General features: G+C 44.7%; 15 protein-coding genes. 14 read left to right on the top strand and 1 reads right to left on the bottom strand.

Going from position 1 to position 17,503, the window contains the following annotated elements; all coding sequences use genetic code 11:
• Positions 1-113 precede the first annotated feature (113 nt).
• The 8 genes from MLE17_RS07635 (at position 114) to MLE17_RS07600 (ending at position 10,663) form a co-directional block, all read left to right on the top strand.
• A complete protein-coding gene (locus MLE17_RS07635) occupies positions 114-1,586 on the top strand; it encodes a rhamnulokinase (RefSeq protein ID WP_243348165.1) in 1,473 nt (490 codons plus the stop codon).
• A 54-nt stretch (positions 1,587-1,640) separates the two neighbouring features.
• Positions 1,641-2,906 (top strand): L-rhamnose isomerase, encoded by a 1,266-nt coding sequence (locus MLE17_RS07630; protein WP_243348164.1) that lies wholly within the window; start codon positions 1,641-1,643, stop codon positions 2,904-2,906.
• Between the two features lie 105 nt (positions 2,907-3,011).
• Positions 3,012-4,043: an L-rhamnose/proton symporter RhaT gene (gene rhaT / locus MLE17_RS07625; RefSeq protein WP_243348163.1), complete on the top strand. Its 1,032-nt coding sequence runs from the start codon at positions 3,012-3,014 to the stop codon at positions 4,041-4,043.
• An 82-nt stretch (positions 4,044-4,125) separates the two neighbouring features.
• A complete protein-coding gene (rhaD, locus tag MLE17_RS07620) occupies positions 4,126-4,932 on the top strand; it encodes a rhamnulose-1-phosphate aldolase (RefSeq protein ID WP_243348162.1) in 807 nt (268 codons plus the stop codon).
• A 183-nt stretch (positions 4,933-5,115) separates the two neighbouring features.
• A complete protein-coding gene (locus tag MLE17_RS07615) occupies positions 5,116-6,432 on the top strand; it encodes a glycoside hydrolase family 105 protein (RefSeq protein ID WP_243348161.1) in 1,317 nt (438 codons plus the stop codon).
• Between the two features lie 95 nt (positions 6,433-6,527).
• Positions 6,528-7,925, top strand: a complete 1,398-nt coding sequence (locus MLE17_RS07610) for a glycoside hydrolase family 28 protein (protein ID WP_243348160.1) — start codon at positions 6,528-6,530, stop codon at positions 7,923-7,925.
• A gap of 509 nt (positions 7,926-8,434) precedes the next feature.
• Positions 8,435-9,235: a hypothetical protein gene (locus MLE17_RS07605; protein ID WP_243348159.1), complete on the top strand. Its 801-nt coding sequence runs from the start codon at positions 8,435-8,437 to the stop codon at positions 9,233-9,235.
• A 66-nt stretch (positions 9,236-9,301) separates the two neighbouring features.
• Positions 9,302-10,663, top strand: coding sequence for an energy transducer TonB (locus MLE17_RS07600; RefSeq protein ID WP_243348158.1), 1,362 nt, complete (start codon positions 9,302-9,304; stop codon positions 10,661-10,663).
• Between the two features lie 57 nt (positions 10,664-10,720).
• Here MLE17_RS07600 and MLE17_RS07595 read toward each other — a convergent pair whose 3' ends face one another.
• Positions 10,721-11,623: an NDP-sugar synthase gene (locus MLE17_RS07595; protein WP_243348157.1), complete on the bottom strand. Its 903-nt coding sequence runs from the start codon at positions 11,621-11,623 to the stop codon at positions 10,721-10,723.
• Between the two features lie 128 nt (positions 11,624-11,751).
• On the opposite strand from MLE17_RS07595, the gene MLE17_RS07590 reads away from it, so the two are divergent.
• The 6 genes from MLE17_RS07590 to MLE17_RS07565 all read left to right on the top strand — a co-directional run bounded on the left by MLE17_RS07590 (position 11,752) and on the right by MLE17_RS07565 (position 17,502).
• On the top strand, positions 11,752-12,372 hold the full coding sequence (locus MLE17_RS07590; protein ID WP_243348156.1) for a DUF5063 domain-containing protein: 621 nt from the start codon (positions 11,752-11,754) through the stop codon (positions 12,370-12,372).
• A 1-nt stretch (position 12,373) separates the two neighbouring features.
• Entirely contained in the window at positions 12,374-12,997 is a 624-nt protein-coding gene (locus MLE17_RS07585) for a 3'-5' exonuclease (RefSeq protein ID WP_262920301.1), read from the top strand.
• Between the two features lies 1 nt (position 12,998).
• Entirely contained in the window at positions 12,999-14,183 is a 1,185-nt protein-coding gene (locus MLE17_RS07580) for a class I SAM-dependent rRNA methyltransferase (RefSeq protein ID WP_243348155.1), read from the top strand.
• Between the two features lie 450 nt (positions 14,184-14,633).
• Positions 14,634-16,019 (top strand): DUF6242 domain-containing protein, encoded by a 1,386-nt coding sequence (locus MLE17_RS07575; protein ID WP_243348154.1) that lies wholly within the window; start codon positions 14,634-14,636, stop codon positions 16,017-16,019.
• 74 nt (positions 16,020-16,093) lie between these two features.
• Positions 16,094-16,762, top strand: a complete 669-nt coding sequence (locus tag MLE17_RS07570) for a DUF6089 family protein (RefSeq protein WP_243348153.1) — start codon at positions 16,094-16,096, stop codon at positions 16,760-16,762.
• Positions 16,762-17,502, top strand: a complete 741-nt coding sequence (locus tag MLE17_RS07565; RefSeq protein ID WP_243348152.1) for an isoprenyl transferase — start codon at positions 16,762-16,764, stop codon at positions 17,500-17,502. Before MLE17_RS07570 ends, MLE17_RS07565 begins: the two co-directional genes overlap by 1 nt.
• Position 17,503 lies beyond the last annotated feature (1 nt).

Genomic DNA, 17,503 nt, shown 5'->3' with positions numbered 1-17,503 from the left:
ATGAGGAACACACTTTTCAGGAGAATCATTCTGCGTAAGAATCCTGCCCGGTTGTGTCCGATTGAATACTGAATTTTCAAACGACCTGTAAAATCGTTACAACATAATATCTAATGAATAAAAAACACTTCCTGGCCGTTGACTTGGGTGCTACCAGTGGACGGACTATTCTCGGAACCGTTGCCGACGGTAAAATCGAAATGAAAGAACTGACTCGTTTCCCGAATCAGATTCTGCAAATCCACAATCACTTTTACTGGAACATTTACTCACTGTACGAAAACATCAAAGGTGGTCTTTTCGCCGCTAAAAAAGAGGGTGTAAAAATCTCTTCAATCGGTATCGACACCTGGGGCGTTGACTTTGCCCTGATTGGAAAAGACGGTTCATTGATGGGTGCTCCATACGCTTACCGCGACCCGCACACTTTCGGAAAACCGGAAGAGTTCTTCAATATCATTCCCCGTGAAAAGGTTTACGACCTCACCGGTATCCAGGTGATGAACTTCAACAGCTTGTACCAGCTATTCGCATTGGCACAGGCAGAAGCGTCACCACTGGAAGCTGCTACTGAAATCCTGTTCATTCCGGACGCATTGTCTTATTTGCTTACCGGAAATAAAGTGGTAGAATACACTATCGCTTCTACTTCTCAGATCCTCAACCCACGTACCAAACAATTCGAAGCCAACCTGATGAGAGCTGCCGGTGTTAAACCGTCTCTGTTGGGCGAAATCGTAATGCCGGGTCACGTAATCGGTCAATTGACAGACGATTTGGCGGAAGAAACGGAATTGGGTAAAGTACCTGTGGTAGCTGTTGCCGGTCACGATACCGCATCTGCTATCGCTGCTATCCCTGCTGAAAACGAAAAATTCGCATACTTAAGCTCAGGTACCTGGTCATTGATGGGTATTGAGGTGAAAGACCCGATTATCAATAAAGAGTCTTACGACATGAACTTCACCAACGAAGGGGGTATCGAAGGAACTACACGCTTCCTGAAAAATATCACCGGTATGTGGTTGCTGGAGCAATGTCTGAAAGAGTGGAAAAAAGAGGGTATCACTTACGCTTACGAGAAGTTAGTGGAAATGTCAGGAACCGTTACTCCGTTCCAGTTCTTCATTGACCCTGACCATCCATCTTTTGCAAATCCTGCAAGCATGGTCAAAGCGATTACCGAATTCTGTACCAGCCGCGGACAAAAAGCACCTTCAACTCACGCTGAATTCGTGCGTTGTATCTTCGAAAGCTTGGCGATGAAATACAACTTCGTTTTAGGCAAATTGAAAGATCTCGCTCCATTTGAAATAGAAAAACTGCATGTAATCGGTGGTGGTTCTAAAAACCCATTGCTCAACCAATGGACAGCTAACGCAATCGGGCTGCCGGTAATCGCAGGTCCATCAGAAGCTACCGCTATCGGTAACATCATGATTCAGGCAAAAGCGGAAGGTATTGTAGATTCGCTTCAGTCTATGCGTGCTATGATTCGTCAGTCCATCTCAATTGATGAATATACTCCGGAGAATAATACCGAGTGGGTAACTGCTTACGAGAAATTCTTAAGCATAACAAAATAAATAATCAAATAAATAAACCAAAGCCCTTAAGAAGGGCACAACTTAAAAAACAACATGAAAGAAGCACAAATCAAACAAGCGTATGAAGTAGCAAAAGCTCGCTACGCTGAACTTGGAATCGACTCCGATGCAGCTGTTGCAAAATTACAAGACCTTTCTATCTCTCTGCACTGCTGGCAGACAGATGACGTAACCGGTACAGAAAAAGCTGACGGTTCATTGACCGGTGGTATTCAGGCAACTGGTAACTATCCTGGAAAAGCTCGTAACTTGGCTGAAATCCGTGCGGATATTGACAAAGCTATGGCTTTGATTCCTGGTGAGCACCGCGTAAACGTTCACGCTTTGTATGCTGACTTCAGCGAAACAGGATTTGTTGACCGTGATAAAATCGAACCTAAACACTTCCAAAGCTGGATTGACTGGGCGAAAGAAAAAGGTTACAAACTCGATTTCAACGCAACTTGTTTCTCTCACGAAAAATCAGCAGACGGCTTTACTTTGTCACACCGTGACCCGGCTATCCGTCAGTTCTGGATTGACCACGTAAACGCTTGTCGTAAAATCGCTGAAGAAATGGGCCGTCAGTTGAACTCTGCTTGTATCCACAACATCTGGATTCCGGACGGTTCTAAAGATTTGACTGTTGACCGCGCATTGTACCGCAAAAACCTGAAAGAGTCTTTGGACAAAATCTTCGAAATGAAAACCAACGACGATTACATGCGTGACTGTATCGAATGTAAATTGTTCGGTATCGGTAGCGAAAGCTACGTAGTTGGTTCACACGAATTCTACATGGGTTACGGTGTTGCTAACAACAAAATGGTTACTTTGGACTCAGGTCACTTCCACCCAACCGAAGTTATCTCTGACAAAATCTCTTCATTGTTGTTGTTCGCTCCGGAAATCATGTTGCACGTGAGCCGTGGTGTACGTTGGGATAGTGACCACGTGGTATTGTTGACTGACGAACTTCAGGCTTTGGCTCAGGAAATCGTTCGTGCTGATGCATTCGACCGCGTACACGTAGGTTTGGACTACTTCGATGCTTCTATCAACCGTATCGGTGCTTACGTAGTAGGTACACGTGCTGCTCAGAAAGCATTCCTTATGGCATTGCTTGAGCCAATCGCTCAATTGCGTGCATTCGAAGCTAAAGGTCAAAACTTCGAGCGTCTTGCTCTTTTGGAAGAAGCTAAAGCATTGCCTTGGGCTGACGTTTACAACTATTTCTGCCTGAAAAACAATGCTATCGTAGGTGAAGCTTACATCGCTGACATCCAGAAATACGAAGCTGACGTAACCAGCAAACGATAATAATTCTCCGAAGTTATAAGGAGTCATAAGGAGTAATGGGAGACCATTACTCCTTGCTTGTAACTTAGCACTTATAACTTAGAGCCTAATACTGTAAAAAAAGACATGAACACAATAATCGGATTATTAATCATCGCATTGGGTAGCTTCGGACAATCAAGTTCGTATGTGCCCATCAATAAAATCAAAGACTGGTCGTGGGAAAGCTTCTGGCTCTCCCAAGGTGTATTTGCCTGGCTGGTATTCCCTTTCCTGGGAGCATTGCTGGCCGTACCTTCGGGCCATTCATTAGGAGAAATCCTTTCCAGTGGTGACGGCGCTGCATTCAAAGCCCTCGGCTACGGTGTGCTTTGGGGCATCGGAGGTTTGACTTTCGGTCTCAGCATGCGTTACCTTGGAGTGGCATTGGGACAGTCTATCTCATTGGGAACCTGTTCTGCTTTCGGAACAATCATTCCCGCGTTGATGGTCGGTACTGACCTTTTCACCGGAAAAGGATTGGCGCTTTTGATCGGCGTTTGTATCGCAATTGCAGGTATCGCTGTAATCGGTTATGCCGGAAGCCTTCGTGCTCAGAATATGACCGAAGAGCAAAAGAAAGCTGCCGTTAAAGACTTTGCCCTGGGCAAAGGTCTGCTTGTGGCTCTGCTTGCCGGTGTGATGAGTGCCTGCTTCAGCCTTGGACTTGAAGCTGCCGAACCGTTAAAAGCAACTGCGATCTCTTTCGGCGCACAAAGCCTTTTTGCCGGACTTCCCGCTATCCTGATGATCACCGGTGGTGGTTTTCTGACCAATGCCGTTTACTGTCTGGCCCAGAATGCCAAAAACAATACCTTCTCGGATTACACCAAAGCAACTGCCGGTCAGCTCACCAACAACCTCCTGTTCTGCGCACTTGCCGGAGTTCTCTGGTATTCTCAGTTCTTCGGACTGGCATTAGGCAAAAGTTATTTCACCGAAGGCAGTGTCATGATGGCTTTCTCCTGGAGTATCCTGATGTCGTTGAATGTAACGTTCAGCAACGTTTGGGGAATCCTGTTGAAAGAGTGGAAAGGCGCAGGCAACAAAACCGTTACTGTTTTGATATTAGGTATGTTGATTCTGATCTTCTCCCTGATTTTGCCTAATTTGATGTAAGATTAAGTCAGGTAAAATCGTTTACTTTGCATTATAAATTTCAAAACCGGGTAACCACGGGGTTACCTCAACACTAAAACAAATGAGCATATTAAACAATAATCCAGCTCTGGCGAAACAAGTCGCTGAAGTGGCAGAAGTAGCCGGATACCTTTGGCAAAAAGGTTGGGCGGAACGTAATGGTGGTAACATCACGGTCAATATTACAGATGTAGTCAATGACGAGATCAGAGCGCTGAAACCAATCAGCGACGTTATGCAGATTGGCACCACGCTTCCTCACCTGAAAGGTTGCTATTTCTTCTGTAAAGGAACCAACAAACGTATGCGCGACCTGGCTCGTTTCCCTATGGACAACGGTTCGGTAATTCGTATCCTTGACGATTGCGCCAGCTACGAGATCGTTGCAGAACAGCTGGTCCTTCCTACATCAGAGCTTCCGGCTCACTTGTCTATGCATAACTACTTAGTGGGTATCGGATCAAACTACAAAGCAGCTTTGCACACTCACCCGATTGACCTCGTGGCAATGACTCACAACCCTGCATTCCTTAAAAAAGATGTGCTTTCTAAACTTCTTTGGAGCATGATTCCTGAGACCAGAGCTTTCTGTCCGAAAGGGTTGGGTATCATCCCTTACAAATTGCCTAGCTCTGTAGAACTTGCTGAGGCTACTGTAAAAGAACTGGAGACTTACGATGTGGTAATGTGGGAGAAACACGGTGTTTGCTCTGTAAGCGAAAACATCCTCGAAGCATTCGACATGGTGGATACCCTTTCTAAATCAGCTCAGATCTACATGACAGCTAAAAACATGGGCTTCGAGCCAACAGGTATGGCTGATCACCTGATGCATGAACTAAAAGTGGCATTCAACTTACCGGGATAAGCATTGACGCATTAATTCCATACCGAAAGGCGCAACGGTTTGTTTCAGAACAGACATTGCGCCTTTCTTCTTCCATTCCCGCGAAATCAAACCAATTTTCGCGCCTTTTTTGTCAATTATTCTACTATAAATTTTCATTATAACCGATAGTTTTGCACCATCGGTTACAATTCTGATACCTGTATGAAAAAAGCACTGTTAGCCCTGTTCGTATTGGGCACCATCATTCCTACTGTATTTTCACAAAAAACAGACTCTGTTGCATTGAAAGCGGCAGTGAGCATTGCTGACCGTATCATTCGCAGTACACCTTACGAATTTATCAACACCAAAACCAAAGAGACTTACACCACGGTAAAAGGCCTCCCCCTTTCACCCGACGTGAAGGTGAAAAGCGAATACAACGACTGGCACTACACCAACGGGATTATGTATCTCGGTATGATGGAGCTGGGCCAGAAGCTGAACGAGCCAAAGTATCGCAACTACGTTCAGAAAAATATGGATTTCGTATTCAATGAGGGAAATCTGGATTACTTCAAACAACTGTACGACCAGGCTATTAAGCAGGACGACCCTTGGAATAAGGTTCGCCGACTGAGCTTCCACATGATTTTCCGCAACAAACGCTTAGACGATAACGGAACCATGGGGGCCAGTCTGATTGAACTGTACAAAACGAAAAAAGACGCAGCCTACTACAAATACATTCAAACCGCCAACGAGCATCTGCTCTACTTTGAGCCACGTCTGGCCGACGGGTTGATTGCCCGCATCTGGCCACACGAGAAGACCGTTTGGGCCGATGATATTTACATGGGCGTTTCCTTTCTTTGCCGCATGGGCAGCCTGACCGGTGATGTAAAATACTTCGACGATGCCGCCAATCAGGTGTTGAGCGTAAACAAATACCTCTGGTGCAAAGAGAAGCAGATTTATTATCACTGCTATCACACCGATGTCAAAGAAAACGGGGTTGCCCATTGGGGGCGTGCCAACGGTTGGATTGCGATGGCACATGCCGACCTGTTGACTTACATGCCGAAGAACCACCCGAAACGTCAGGCGGTCATCGACAACTTCAAACAGCAGATGGCGGGCGTTTGCCGTTACCAGGGCAAAAACGGGCTTTGGCACCAACTGCTCGACAAGGAGGATTCGTACGATGAAACTACCTGTACCGCGATGTTCGTTTACGCTTTGGCTAAAGGGGTGAAAAACGGCTGGCTGCACAAAGACTATATCCATGTGGCTAATTCTGGCTTCAGAGGCATGATGACGATGATTAATGATAAAGGAGACGTCTCCGGCATTTGTACCGGAACGGGGATTATGCCTTCTTTGTCGTTCTATTATAACAGACCGACTGAAAGCAACACGATGATGGGCGAAGGTCCGGTACTGCGTGCGTTGGTGGAGATGATTGACGCACCGAAATACACCGAAATCAACGCCAACGAACAGTACGCGAAGATCGTGGATCGCCGGATAAAAAAATAACACTTGCTGTTGGGACGTTTAAACCGAATCTGAGAGGAGCAGTCTTACTTCAACCTTCTGTTTGCTTATTACAAACAACAATAATACATTACCCTATGAAACACAAATTCAGTTTACTGGCATTGGCCCTGTTGCTGCTTCCCTGCATTCCGGCATGGGCGGCGGGCAGTCCGTGGGATGATATGAAGACGTTGGAAGCCTCCATCGAGCGGACCTCATTCCCCAAAGCCGACTTCAACATCGTAAGTTTCGGCGCAGTGGCCAATCGTCCCGACAAGCTTTGTACCAAAGCCATCAACACAGCCATTCTCACCTGTAGCAGCAAAGGCGGCGGTCGGGTGATTGTCCCTAAAGGTGTATTTTACACCGGTGGCATTACCCTGAAGAGCAACGTCAACCTCTATCTTGCAGAGGGCGCTATCCTTCGCTTTTCCACTAATCAAAAGGACTATCTGCCCACGGTGCTGACCCGTTGGGAAGGAATGGATTGCTACAACATCCAACCGCTCCTCTATGCCTATAACGAGAGTAATATTGCCGTAACCGGTAAAGGAACTATAGACGGACAAGGCAGCATGGAGCATTGGTGGCCGATGTGTGGCGCTGTGAAATTCGGATGGAAAGAGGGCATTATCTCTCAGCGTACCGGCCGTCCCAAACTGCAAAAAGCGGAACAGTCCATGACTCCTGTGGAGCAGCGCGTGATGACGCTCGAAGACGGTATGCGTCCGCAAATGTTCAGCCCGTATAAGTGTAACAAGGTATTGGTCGAAGGTGTAACCTTTATCCGCGCACCATTCTGGGTAATGCACCCGCTGATGTGTGAAAACGTTGTCGTATCGGGTGTTCGCGTGCAGAATCACGGACCTAACGGCGACGGCTGCGACCCCGAATCCTGCAACAAAGTGTTGATTGAAAAATGCTATTTCGAGACCGGTGACGACTGCATCGCCATCAAATCGGGCCGCAACAATGACGGTCGCAAATGGAACATGCCAAGCCAGAACATGATTGTCCGCGATTGTGAGATGAAAGACGGCCACGGCGGCGTGGTAATCGGCAGTGAAATCTCCGGCGGTTACAAAAATCTGTACGTGGATAATTGCAAAATGGACAGCCCCAACCTCGAACGCGTGATTCGTATCAAGACCAGCACCTGCCGTGGTGGTACCATCGAGAATGTGTTCGTGCGCAACGTGACCGTGGGTCAGTGCCGTGAATGCGTCCTCAAAATCGACCTGCTCTACGAAAACCGCGAACAGTGTCGCCGCGACTTCCCTCCTACCGTCCGTAACGTATTTATGGAAAATGTGACCTGCCAGAAGAGCGACTACGGCGTGAGCATCGACGGTCTGCCCGACCTGACCAACGTCTATAACATCAACGTAAAGGATTGTAAATTCAACGGCGTGAAGCACGGCAACAAAGTGACCGGTGCCAAAGACGTGAAATTTACGGACCTCTTTATCAATGGTCAAAGAAGCGACCAGTAATTCAAAACCATCAGATATAACAAGCCGGGAGAATCATTCTTCCGGCTTTTTTTTGTCGTTATCCCTCGAGCGTTCAGCGGATTCCCGCCGCTTGACGCGTTATTGCGGCTACCTACTGAGACGCAAACCCTTACTCCTACAAAGACGCAAAATCTTGCGTCTCTACTAGCACCCGAATTAAAATCCATCCAAACTGCAATTATTTTAACCTAAAATTTATCTGTCTCGATTTTACTTCTACTTTTGCATTTCGTTAATACATTTTCAATGGTTAATGAAAAATTAAAGAGATGGGCAAATCATACCGGAAAAACAATCACAATCACCAAAGTAACTGACACAATGTCATTCGCAGGTCGCACAGTGGCTTTCGCACATGACACAATGTCATTCGCAGGCAATACAGTGGCCTCCGACACCCGCACAATGACCAGCGTCACGCACACAGTGACCGTCGTCAGTCGCACAGTGACCAGCGACGGCTGTACAGTGCCAGCGTCAGCGACACAATGACTTTCGTCATTCATACATTGGCAACCGACAGTTGTACAGTGAACATCACTTTAATCATTATCCGTTTTCTCACTTTTACCTATTATAAATCTAAAATCAAAAAACGTATGGAAAGAAAAGACATTAACCAGTTTAACATGCTGAATGCCACTGGCACAGTGCTTGACAAGAACCGCGTCATCTACTCGGCTAACACCACAATGACTACCTTTGTCGATCAGTTTCTCGCTATGAACACCGGGATTGCCGGGCTGGATCATGCTTATGCAGAAGAAACAGCAGGCGGTAACACCACTAAGGAGCAGGCCGAAACCAACGTGATCACCTCCGCACTTATCGTTGCCGGTGGGCTATTGGCTCATGCTTCCACCATCAACGATGCAAAAATCAAAGAGATCGCCTCGGTAACGGAATATTCCCTGAGACGTCTTCGGGATAATGATCTCTCGACCTCTGCCCATCTGATTCTAAATGCAGCAAAGACAAAATTAGCCGACCTGACCGTTTGGGGCGTCACGGAAACAATTGTGGATAAACTTGAATTGGACGTCGATACCTTCGATAAAAGCATCCCGTCGGGTACTGCTTCTAAGTCTGAATCCAAACAGACCAGAACGGAACTCAAGGCCAAAATCAAAGAAGCCAAAGCCCTGCTCAAAGACCACCTTGACCCGATGATGCTCCCCTTCAAAGCCCTCAATCCCACCTTCTACGGCCAATACGAAAATGCACGTCAAGTTATCGACACCGCAGCTTCGCATCCGGGCGAAGACACGGGGAACACCGATAATAAATAGATTTCCACCTGTAGAGACGTGCCCTGGCGCGTCTCTGCTAACCATAATAACCACACAATCCCATTTATGAAAAAACTACTATTTGCAATCCTCACCACATTTGTTGCAATCGCGTTGCATGCTCAGGACACCACCTATTACGACAGCAACAATAAAGTAGTAAGAAACCTGGCCGAATGCACCCGGTATTTTGTGAAATCGAAAGATACCGCAAATTCAAAACTGTTTATCTATAACTGTTATTTCAAATCGGGGAAAATATATTCATCAGCAACTATGCGTGAATGGAATCTCCACACCTCCTTTACAAACGGATATGAAGGGGTGTACAAAGAGTGGTATGAAAGTGGGAAATTACATAAAATCGTGAACTTCAATAAGGGGAAACTTGATGGCGAGTTGATATCCTATTGGGATAACGGTAAACTAAAACGAAAAGAGTATTATGAGAATGGGAAAATGACCTCCGGCAAATACTATCGTCGTGATGGCATGTCTGCTACTTATTACCCTTATTTTAAGAAGCATGAATTTCCGGGAGGAAGAGATAGTCTTATTTCATTTGTGGCAAAAAATGCAAGCTACTTTCAGAATATTGATAGCGTCAAACCTAATTTGGACTACTACTTCTTTTTTGTAATCAATAAATCAGGGATCGCAACGACTCTCACAATGCCATATAACTACAACAAGCAAATCTTTGATGCCGCATTACGTCTCATTCAGGCAATGCCCAAATGGCAACCAATGTTGACAGACGGAATTTTTGAAAATAGTGCCATGCGTATTGCTTATGTTTACCATCCCAATAAAAGTTTCACCCTCAAGTTCTTTTATGATGAAAAAGAGGGAATAGAATCTTCTCAGCAATTTTACCCAAATGCAAAGCTGTATTTCCGGAAAGAATTCTTTTGTGCCAAAGACAGTACAGTTCCGGTTGGTGAGCATATCCGATGGTCAATAAATGGACAGATCTTGTCTGATATTCATTATAAAAAAGGAAAACTGGATGGAGAGTTGACTACTTACTGGTATGACGGAAAACTGAAGCGAAAAGATACCTATAAAGAAGACCAACTGGTAACCGGCCAGTGTTATGATCCGTGGGGAAATCCAACTGCTCATGGACCTTTTGCAAAGAAAGCCGAATATTTGGCAGGTCAAAGTGCAATTGACTCAATTATCAAAAAAAATCTATTCTATCCTATGGAGGCTAGAAAGGCTAATATTAAAGGAACGGTATATGTTAAGTTTACCATTAATTTGACTGGGTCTATATCCGATGTTACTGTGGTGAAAAAAGTGAATCCGCTATTGGATGAAGAAGCCATGCGAGTTGTCAAATACTTGGGTAAATGGAAAGCTGCAATATGGGATGGTGAACCGGTTGATTCAAATGTTATTTTACCAATTGAATTTAAGCTATAACAAAAAAAGCCGCTCCCCAATCAGGAAGCGGCTTTCATATATATTAATCTGTGTGGATTACCAAAGTTTAGCAGGATATTCGCCGGCTTCGATCAACGCGTTGATTTTAGCCACTACTTCAGGACGGTCAGCAGCGTAAGTTACGCCAAACCATTTAGAAGGAGTATCCAATACTTTCAGTTTGATGGTATTTGAGTTGATCAGATCATTTACCACCAAAGGAATGAAGAACTCAGCTTTGATGTTATCAGCATTTTGTTTCAGGAACTCTTTGAAGAAAGACTCAGAGTAATCGAAGTAGTCAGGAGTGAATCCCCACATATTCATTGAAACAGGAGTGTTGTCAGCGATAGCCACAAACTGGTCGTTTTCATCTTTGTATTTCACTTCGCCGTCGATGCGCTCGATGTGAGTGCGCTCAACAACGGTAGTCAGGTTGTCGTCAGCATCTACTGCACAAACACCGCGAGCTACAGCACCACTCTCAGAAAGAGTGTTACCTACGCGGTAACCGATCATGCAATATTCGTTTTTCTTGCCGTTCAATCCTTTCAAAGCGTCAGCCAGGATAGCGAAGCTCTCACGACCGTAGAAGTCATCGGCATTGATAACAGCGAAAGGCTCTTTGATAGCGTCTTTACCCATCAATACAGCGTGGTTGGTACCCCATGGTTTTGCACGCTCAGGATTCAGGGTAAATCCGGCAGGAAGATAATCCAACTCCTGGAATACCAATTCTACTGGAACAACGTCAGTGTATTTGTTAATGATTTTGTTGCGGAAGTCATCTTCGAAGCTGTGACGGATAACGAATACAATTTTACCGAATCCGGCGCGTACAGCATCGTAGATTGAATAGTCCATGATAGTCTCACCATTAGGGCCAAGACCATCCATTTGTTTAAGGCCACCGTAACGGCTTCCCATACCAGCTGCCAATACAAATAATGTAGGTTTCATGCGTGATAATAAATTAGTTAGTGGTAATATGTGTGTGAAAAACGTCGCAAAGGTACTCAAATTTCAATATGGGGCACACTGTTAGAGTGAATTAATTTTGCTACTTTTGCCCAAATTATTCGGACAAAATGGAATCAAACCAAGTCGTATTTTCAAAAAATGTCGTTGAGTTCGTAACGGTCGGTGTGGAATATTGCCGCCTGCTCGAACAGGCCACGGAATATAGCCGCACCGAGTTCGTCGATCGCTGCGTGAAACTTCTGCCTCTTCTTTACCTGAAAGCGACCCTGTTGCCCGACAGCGTTGCCGAAAATGAGGAACCGGCCGAAGAGTTTGTCACCGAAGAGGCTTACGGCATGATTGCCAATACGGTTGCATCCATCTTGGGTAGCAAAGACGACTATTTGGTTACCTTCCACCCCGAAATGAAATTCAGCGATACAGCCGTGATTGCCAACATTTCGGAGGATTTGGCCGACATCTACCAAGATATCAAAAACTTCACCATGGTATATAGCATCGGTTACGAACCGTCGATGAACGATGCCCTTCTCACCTGCAAGGATAACTTTGCCGCTTTCTGGGGACAGAAACTGGTAAACGGTCTCGCGGCGTTGCACAACCTCCGCTTTAACGAAGACGAACTTGAAGATGAGACCGACAGTGAAAAAGAGGGTCAGGGCGACTGGTTTGGCCACAACCAGTGGGAGTCTGACGATATTGATCAGGAATTGAAAAATTGGGAATAAGTTGACTCATTCAAATATCACAAAAGAGGAGATAAACACTCTGCCGGTGGTGCTATTCGAAGGGCGGATCTTTGTAGTCCAGTCCGAAGAAGAGGCCAACAAGGCAGTTGCCTATCTGTCAAAATTCGAAGAAATCGGTTTTGACACCGAGACCCGCCCCGCCTTTAAGAAAGGTGTGCGTCACCAGGTATGCCTGCTTCAACTCTCTACCGCAGACACCTGCTTCTTGTTCCGGCTCAACCACATCGGGCTGCCGGCATCCGTCATTTCATTGCTTACCGACGAAAAGGTCAAGAAGATTGGCTTGGCGATCAAGGATGACTTTGTAGCTTTGGGCCGAAGAACGCCGTTTATCCCCAAAGGGCAAGTCGAACTTCAGCATTTCGTAAAACAATACGGCATCCTCGACAACAGCCTACAAAAAATATTTGCCCTGCTTTTCCGCCAGAAAATATCGAAAAGCCAGCGCCTCACCAACTGGGAGGCCGATGTGCTGACCGAAGCTCAAAAGAAATATGCAGCTACCGATGCCTGGGCATCCCTTCGGATCTATCAAACACTGATACAAACCGAGCAAGAGATCGAAGAAAACCTGAACACCAAACCGAATTCATTAACCGAATAATATGTCATACAAAAAAATATTTCTCAAATCCGGCAAAGACCAATCGTTGAAACGTTTCCATCCCTGGGTTTTCTCCGGGGCAATCGCCCGTGCGGAGGGAAATCCGGAAGAAGGCGAAGTGGTGGAAGTTTACACCGCTGAAAAAACGTTCATCGCCATCGGTCACGCGCAGATTGGCAGCATTGCAGTACGCGTCCTTTCCTTCGAGCAGGAAGCGATCGATCACCAGTTTTGGGTAAAACGGCTTAAGGCTGCCTTCGAACTGCGTAAAACCCTGGGATTGGTTGCAGGAGAGCAAAATAACGCATATCGTTTGGTACATGGTGAAGGTGACAACCTCTCCGGATTAATCGTAGATGTGTATGCGGGAACTGCCGTCATGCAGGCACACTCTCCCGGCATGCACTTTGCCCGACATGAAGTAGCCAAAGCCATGAAAGAGGTGATGGGTAACGATTTGCAAAATATCTACTATAAATCGGAAACTACACTTCCTTATAAAGCCGAACTGGGTCAGGAGAACGGATTTCTGTTGGGCGGACATGCCGAGCCGGTTGCCGTTGAGAATAGCCTGAAGTTTCATGCCGACTGGCTCAAAGGCCAGAAAACCGGTTTCTTCGTGGATCAGCGCGACAACCGTTCGTTGCTGGAGAAATACTCAGCAGGTCGTTCCGTACTCAATATGTTCTGCTATACCGGTGGATTCTCATTTTATGCAATGCGTGGAAATGCCAAACTGGTGCATTCTGTGGACAGCTCCGGCAAAGCCATCGAACTTACCAATAAAAACGTTGAGCTTAATTTCCCGGGTGATCCACGCCACGAAGCTTTTGCGGTGGACGCTTTCAAGTTTTTGGACAATATGGGGGATAATTACGATCTCATCATTCTTGACCCACCTGCATTTGCAAAACATAAAGATGTACTGCGCAATGCGCTCCAGGGCTACCAAAAGCTGAATGCAAAAGCCTTCCGCAAGATTAAGCCCGGAGGCATTCTGTTCACATTCTCGTGTTCACAGGTCGTAAGCAAGGATAATTTCAGACTAGCGGTATTTAGCGCAGCAGCTCAATCTGGACGTAAGGTGCGAATTTTGCATCAGCTTACACAGCCGGCCGATCACCCGATCAACATTTATCATCCCGAAGGCGAATACCTGAAAGGACTGGTGTTGTACGTTGAATAGGTCATTTGCTTACATTTTGAAAGGACAATGCATTCAATCTATACATGAAAATAAACGAGCCCTTTCAAAATAACACTCGACTGTTAAATGAGTTAAAACATAGCGATTTTCTCAAACGAGAATTATGCTGAATAACATAAAACCTTTATCTTTGCATCATGTTTTTCATGGTATTAGATTTAAGGTTAATAAAAGGTTGAAGGTTGTCGTGAGACAACCTTTTTCGTTTTCAATAAAACTCATCTCAAAATACAGAAACACAGCTCTCCCGGATGCAGCACTATCCCTTTATTCTGCGTCTCTTTCTTTTATAATAAAGGATTCTGAATTTTCATCGCTAATATTTCTAAATTTTCAATGTAATACTTGGATGATGTAGATTCTAACCCAAAATTGTTTCTATTTTTGCAGCTCTTATTCCCGACTTTAACTCATGCAATGCACACGAAAATGAAAATAAATAAGCTCATTCGTTTAAGTCTCTTTTCCTTTCTCTTTGCCCTTATCGCTTGTAACAGCACCGATAGCAGTTCTACAGACCTGTCAACTGATGCTGAAATCACATCATTCAAGCTTGTCGAAAATGACTCGGTTGCAGCTAATCTGAGCCTGGTTCATTTTACGATTGATCAGAATCAAAACCTGATTTACAATGCGGACTCCCTCCCTGTTGGCACGAGCCTGAAGACTAAATTACTGGCAACCATTTCGTTTGCTTCAGCTTCAAAAGCGACTATCTATTACTCCGGAACAGATTCTGCAACATATTCTTCTACTGATTCAATCAAATTTGCCAATCCGTTCCATATAAAAGTCGTAGCGTATGATGGAAAGACATCTAAGACCTACGAGGTAAAACTGAATGTACACCAACAGGTGCCAGACTCATTGGATTGGCAAATGCTTAACTCATCCGCCTGGAATTTCTCATATAACTCAAGCAAAACAGTCGCTTTTCAAGATAAATTCCTTACCTACTTTGATGCAGGCACAGGATTTTCTCTGTGGAGTTCAGCTCAAGGGGATGGCATACAATGGAACAGCGAGAGTTTAAGCGGCTTTCCTGCTAATGCAGATGTCAACTCAATCACCGCATTTAACGGAGCATTGTATATAACCACTTCCAGTCAGCAACTTTACAAATCCACAGATGGTAAGTCCTGGGCACAGACAGCAATCCCCGAAACCGGATTTGTAGCCATATTGGGAGCGATCAACGGACCGACTGGCGACAGCCGCTTAATGGTTGAAAAAGCAGTGGGAGGCAAATATTACCTGGCTTACACTACCGATGGTAATTCGTTTACCAATTGTCGTGACATTACAGCTTCCGACGAACAGGAGAAGTTTCCGGTTAGTGACTTCTCTGTGATAATAAAACCAGGAACTAAATCAAATAAATTAACTGTAATTGGTGCTATTGAAGAAGATGGTATTTTAAAACCTTACGTTTATCAAATGTATTGGGATAGTTACGGTGAATTACAATATGCTGCTAACATCAATAACTATTACAGTTATGCGAAATATTACAAAGGATTCTCTGCCCGGAAAGGAGCTATAGCTTTCTATTATGATGGTAAAATGGTGGTAGCCGGAGGTCAGGGAAGCAGTGCATATAATAATGATATGTACACCTCTATTGATAACGGTATCTCCTGGCAAAAGCAGGATTCTATGATAAATCTTCCGAAAACATTTGTTGCACGCGCCAATGCATCAACTTATGTAGATGCTAATGATTTCGTGTGGATTTTTGGAGGGTATAACCAATCAGGACCGGTAAAAGAGATCTGGAGAGGTCGTATCAATCGCTTTGGCTTTCTTAATAAGTAGTAATCTTTATTAGCCGTAAATACTGAAGATAACGGTTTGGCGTTATTTATAGATAACGTTAATAGCCATTGAAGATGAAACTTACAATAAAAATAATCGTACTGACCTGTATCGTTCTCGGTTTGTCAGAATCTGCTAATGCACAGCAATATCTTTATGAGATAGGCCCAACAGCAGGAGCTTCTTTTTATAGTGGCGATGCCAATAACTATGCCTATTTTCAGAAACCGCAGTCAGTGTTTGGCATCAGTCTCCGTCGGAATTTCAACTTCCGTACGGCTTTGAAACTGGATTTGTTAAGTGCGAATGCCGCTTACGATCCGATTAAAGAAAATCTGCCGGACCCAAATGTAGCATCTAAAACGATTAACTATTTTGATGCAAATGCACATTTGGAATACAGTTTTTTCAGCTATAGCGATAGTTTTGAATATAAGGAGACGCGACGTTTTACACCTTACATTTTCACCGGAATTGGTACAAACTTCGTAAACGGGTCAGTAATACCCTATTTACCAATCGGTGTAGGTATTAAGTATAAGATTTTTCATCGGTGGAGTGTTGGTTTGGAATATTCGGCCAATATGATGTTCAAAGATAACTTTGAAGGAGATCCATCACTGGATAATCCATATAAGGCAAATAGCAGCATTTTTAAAAATAACGATTGGGTATCATACCTGAAATTTAATCTGACGTTTGATTTCTGGGAACGCGGATGCAGATGTAATAAGAATAAATAATGACATTAAAAACACAGATAGATCCTCAAAAGCTCCCTCGCCATATCGCCATTATCATGGATGGAAACGGACGCTGGGCTAAACTTCATGGCAAGCCCCGAAGTTATGGCCACCAATACGGTGTAGAAAGTGTACGTAAGGTTATTGAAGCTGCTGTTGATCTGAAAATTGAATACCTTACACTGTACACATTCTCGAGTGAAAACTGGAACAGACCAGATGAGGAAGTTCAGGCATTGATGGGATTGCTGGTTCATGCCATCGAGCACGAAAAAGCGAACCTGAATAAAAATAACATCCGGATGAAGGTTATCGGGGATACTGAAAGACTTTTCCCGGAAGTTCGCGAAAAATTATTCAACTGCATTGACGATCTGTCTCAGAATACCGGACTAACGCTGGTACTGGCTTTGAGCTATTCGTCCCGTTGGGAAATATTAAACGCAGCGCAAAAGATTGCGACTTTGGCAAAAGAGGAGAAACTTGATCCGTCAGAGATTGACGAATCCTTATTTAGTCAAATGCTAACCACCAAAGAAATTCCGGATCCTGACCTGATGATTCGCACAGGCGGGGAAATCCGCATCAGTAACTTCCTGCTGTGGCAGGCTGCTTATACCGAACTTTATTTCACTGATGAATTTTGGCCTGATTTTAATGCCGAAAGTCTCTATAAAGCCATTTGCTTTTACCAGACACGTGAACGACGTTTCGGAAAGACAAGTGAACAAGTAAAATAAT

Source organism: Parabacteroides sp. FAFU027 (assembly GCF_022808675.1).
Classification (GTDB): Bacteria; Bacteroidota; Bacteroidia; order Bacteroidales; family UBA7332; genus CAXXIC01.
The sequence above is the reverse complement of the archived record's forward strand: the minus strand, read 5'-3'. Positions and strand labels throughout refer to the sequence as shown.